Origin of the sequence: Phytoactinopolyspora endophytica (genome assembly GCF_004138495.1) — a bacterium.
Classification (GTDB): domain Bacteria; phylum Actinomycetota; class Actinomycetes; order Jiangellales; family Jiangellaceae; genus Phytoactinopolyspora; species Phytoactinopolyspora endophytica.
Map to the genome: position 1 here is coordinate 737,386 of NZ_ML142849.1, position 3,938 is coordinate 741,323.

Annotated in this window: 3 protein-coding genes; 1 reads left to right on the forward strand and 2 read right to left on the reverse strand. The window is 68.4% G+C overall.

All coding sequences use genetic code 11. The features are described from left to right. Positions 1–7 precede the first annotated feature (7 nt). On the reverse strand, positions 8–1,078 hold the full coding sequence (locus tag ELR45_RS03215) for an AraC family transcriptional regulator (protein WP_129663318.1): 1,071 nt from the start codon (positions 1,076–1,078) through the stop codon (positions 8–10). Between the two features lie 210 nt (positions 1,079–1,288). Then, positions 1,289–2,206: a helix-turn-helix domain-containing protein gene (locus ELR45_RS03220; protein WP_205855759.1), complete on the reverse strand. Its 918-nt coding sequence runs from the start codon at positions 2,204–2,206 to the stop codon at positions 1,289–1,291. A gap of 92 nt (positions 2,207–2,298) precedes the next feature. On the opposite strand from ELR45_RS03220, the gene melA reads away from it, so the two are divergent. Beyond that, a complete protein-coding gene (melA, locus tag ELR45_RS03225; protein WP_129663320.1) occupies positions 2,299–3,693 on the forward strand; it encodes an alpha-galactosidase in 1,395 nt (464 codons plus the stop codon). Positions 3,694–3,938 lie beyond the last annotated feature (245 nt).

Below are 3,938 nucleotides of genomic sequence, written 5' to 3' on the forward strand. Positions count from 1 at the left end.
TCACCGGCTATACCTGGCGGCTACGGTCGCTTTGCGCTTGAGGCCGCTCACTCGGTTGCCGGCTCAGCGTGATGCGCGGATGCTCGCCGAATCGCGCCGTGTAATGGTTGGTGAAATGGCCCTGGTGCCGAAATCCCCACCGCCGGAATGCCTTCTCGACGGTCATCTCACCCTTCACCGATCCGAGCAGCGTCTCGTGCACACGGTCGAGGCGGGTGTTCCTGATGAACGTCGTCGGCGACACGCCCAGATACTCCTTGAAGCTCATCTGCAGGCTGCGTTCGCCGATGCTCACCCGCTGTGCCAGCAACGGAGTGGCGTGGTCCTCCTGCGGCTGCTCCCGGATCAGCCGCAACGCCTCGCGCAGATACGGCGGATACGCCAGCTCAGGGTCTCGTGGCCGCTGCGTCGGCACGCCGGCCGGGCCGCTGCGGGTGATGGAACCGGAGTAGTTGTGCCTGTGCACCTGCAGCAACAGGGTCAGTACCTGGCGCTCCGACTGCTCGGAGTACCACTGCTCGTGCACCAAGGCGCCCTCCCGGCCGAACTCGTCGACCATCATGCGCCAGCGCTCATACCAACTCTGACCATGCCCGCGGTCGATACGCAGCCTGCGCTCGAATCGCAGCGGCTGCTCCAGTGGCTCACCCGTCATCTCGCCGGCCAAGCCCTCGAGGACCGCTCGTTCGATGCGCAGCGTCAGCATCCGGCATTTGTCACGGCAACGCATGGACAGCTCGCCGGCGTCGGAGATCAGCACGGCCGCTCCCGGCGTCACGTTGAGATGCTCGCCCTCGATCGAGATCACCGCGATCCCGGACAACGGCGCGAGAACGACGATGGAGCTGCGGTCCACCGCGAACGTGACGTCGGTGTCACCACCGAACTCGACGTAGCCGAACACCGCGTCGCGGATGGTGCGGCGGTGGATGCTCGGCTCCAGCGGCGCACCGCCGCTGACGTGCCGCGGCTCCCACCCGAGCACATGCCGGAGTCCCTCCCGCATACCCTCGGCTCCGGCGGGCAGGGACAGCCTGAATCGCGCGAGCGGCAAGGGCCCGTTCTTCTCCGTATTCACCAGCCGGCGCCTCAGACCGTCGCCTGACGGCGCCCTCGCTGGGCAGTACTGTCATGCTTCGTTGACACGACTCTTCCCCTACCGGTCACGCCCACTCTCCCACCGTGCCCGAAAATCGCTCTAGCGGTCCATCATGGGCGACTTAAGCGATCATGGCAATCAATAGTCCGAAAGGTTCCTACCCGCTACCGAAAGTTCCGACTTGTCCGATCACCGCAGCGCCCGCCGATACGCTCCCGGCGACCGCCCGCAAGCCCGGGTGAAATGGTCGTAGAAGCTGCTCTGCGAGCCGAAACCCGCAGCGTGGGCGATCTCCGTCGTCGTCATCGCCGTCGTGATCAGCAGACGCTGCGCCTCCGCGACGCGGCACCGGGTCAGGTAGCTCCCCAGGGTGGTCCCCACCGCCTCGCGGAACAGCGTCATCGCGTAGTTCGGGTTCAGATGCGCCGCCCGCGCGATGTCCGACGGCGAGATCGGGTCGCGGTAGTGCGCCACGGTGAACTGCGCCATGACCGTCACGTTGCGCATCGCGTCACCCGAGCCCGCAGGTGAGCGCTTGCCGGCTTCGCCCGCCGTCTCCCGGTAGTGTTTCAGCGCACGACGCACGAGCGCCTGCGCCTCCAGCAACGCGATGGTGGCTGCGTCGTCGTCGATGAGCTCGTGACACCACGACTCGAACATCGCCCCGAGGTCACGTCCCACCGCCTGCGCCGGGACGATGACCGGGCGCATCATGAGCACCTCACCCAGGTCGCGGTCCGGCAGGCCCCAGCTCAGCACCGTGCTCAGCGGGATGTGCACCCAGCACACGTCGCCGGACTCCTCAGCGTTGGCGCCCACCAGGCGGTGCGGAGTCGCGGCCCAGAACACCGCGACCTGCCCGGCGGTCACACTCACGTAGGAACCGCCGAACAGATAGTCCAGCCGGCCGTCCAGCACCAGGTTGACCTCGACGTCGTCATGCCGATGCGGCTTCGGCATGGACGGCGGCGCGCCCCGGCGCACCCACAACGCGGACTTCATCGTCACGACGGAATCCCCCGCGTGGGCGGACTCATCGGCCCGCGGAAGATCGCCCGTCACGGCGACGTCCGGGCCGGACGACGGCGGCGGCGCTTGCACATCCACAACGGCGATCGTAGCGCGCGAACCTGAGTATCCCGGAACTCCCACGGCTCAATGCGGAAGTGTCACCGGGATTCACATCCTACGGTGCTGACATGACCAACTCCCCCAAGATCACCATCATCGGCGCCGGGGGCTTCGTGTTCCCGTTTCGCCTCATCGGTGACCTCGTCAGTTTCCCCGCCCTGCGTTCCAGCACGCTGTGCCTGATGGACGTCGACGCGACGCGGCTGTCCCGCACCGCGACGGCGGCCCGCGACCTCGTCAGCCACCACGGCTTCGACACCGAGATCGTCGAGACGACGGACCGTCGCGAAGCGCTGCGCGACGCCGACTTCGTGATCATCACGTTCCAGGTCGGTGGGGTCGAGTCCTACCGGCACGACGTCGAGATCCCCCGCACCTACGGCATCGACCAGCCCGTCGGTGACACCGTCGGGCCCGGCGGTGTCTTCCGCTTCCTGCGCTCGGTCGAGGCCTACGAGGCGATCGCCGCCGACGCCCGCGAGCTCTGCCCGCGCGCGCAGTTCATCAACTACGCGAACCCGATGGCCATGGCGACGGCGTTCCTCAACGCCCAGGGCCTGGACACCGTCGGGCTGTGCCACAGCGTGCAAGGCACCACCCGGATGCTGGCCCGCACCCTCGACGTCCCGTACGACGAGGTCAGCTTCCTCTCGGCCGGCATCAACCACCAGGCCTGGATCCTCAGGTTCCACCGCGGCGACGAGGACCTCTACCCGCGCCTGCGCGAGACCATGCGTTCGCGCCACCTGCGCGGGCGCGCCGCCTCCGGGCTCGCCACCGACGACGGCGACCACAGCGACGCCGCCGACGAGGCCAGCACCTACGAGGGCGGCAACGAGCAGGTGCGCACCACGATCATGGACGCGTTTGGCTACTTCCAGACCGAGTCGAGCCACCACGCCTCGGAGTACCTGCCCTACTTCCGGAAGAACCCGGAGCTGGTGCTCGACTACATCCCGCAGCGCTGGGACTACTACGAGATCTGCGCCTCCCACGACGAGCAGGGCGACATCGAGGGGCAGCTGGCCAAGCTCAAGGACCACCTGGCGCCGTCCGTCGAGTACGGCGCCAGCATCGTCAACTCCGCGGTCACCGGAACCCCGAGCGTCGTCTACGGGAACGTGCCGAACGCCGGCGGCATCATCACCAACCTCCCCGACGACGCCTGCGTCGAGGTTCCGTGCCTGGTCGACGGCAACGGGGTGCAACCGACCACGGTCGGTGCGCTGCCCGCGCAGCTCGCCGCCGTCAACCGGACCAACATCGGTGTGCAGACGCTGGCCGTGCAGGCAGCCCTCAGCGGTGAGCGCGAGCACGTCTACCACGCGGTCATGCTCGATCCGCTGACCAGCGCCCTGCTGACGGTCGACCAGATCCGCAGCATGACCGACGAGCTCTTCGACGCCCACGCCGACCTGCTGCCGGCCGCGCTCAGGCCGACGGCGGCCGGAGCCGCGGCCTGACCTGACCGCGCGACGTGCGGGCGGCGGCGCAGCGCCGCGAGAGCACCGCCGCCGCACGCCATGCGCCCCCTCCCGGTCACCCCCGGGCAGACCTCAACGGAGAGGACGACGGTGATGCGGACGACACATGGCATCTCATCGACAACGAAGGCGGAGATGAGCCGGCGGGGCTTCCTCGCTCTCGCCGGCATCTCCCTGGCCGGGGCGCTCGCCGCATGCTCCGGCGAGTCGACCTCGACGAAACA

Coding starts and splice junctions, on each gene's coding strand:
- melA (WP_129663320.1), top strand. CDS start 2,299: ATGACCAACTCCCCCAAGATCACCATCATCGGCGCCGGGGGCTTCGTG.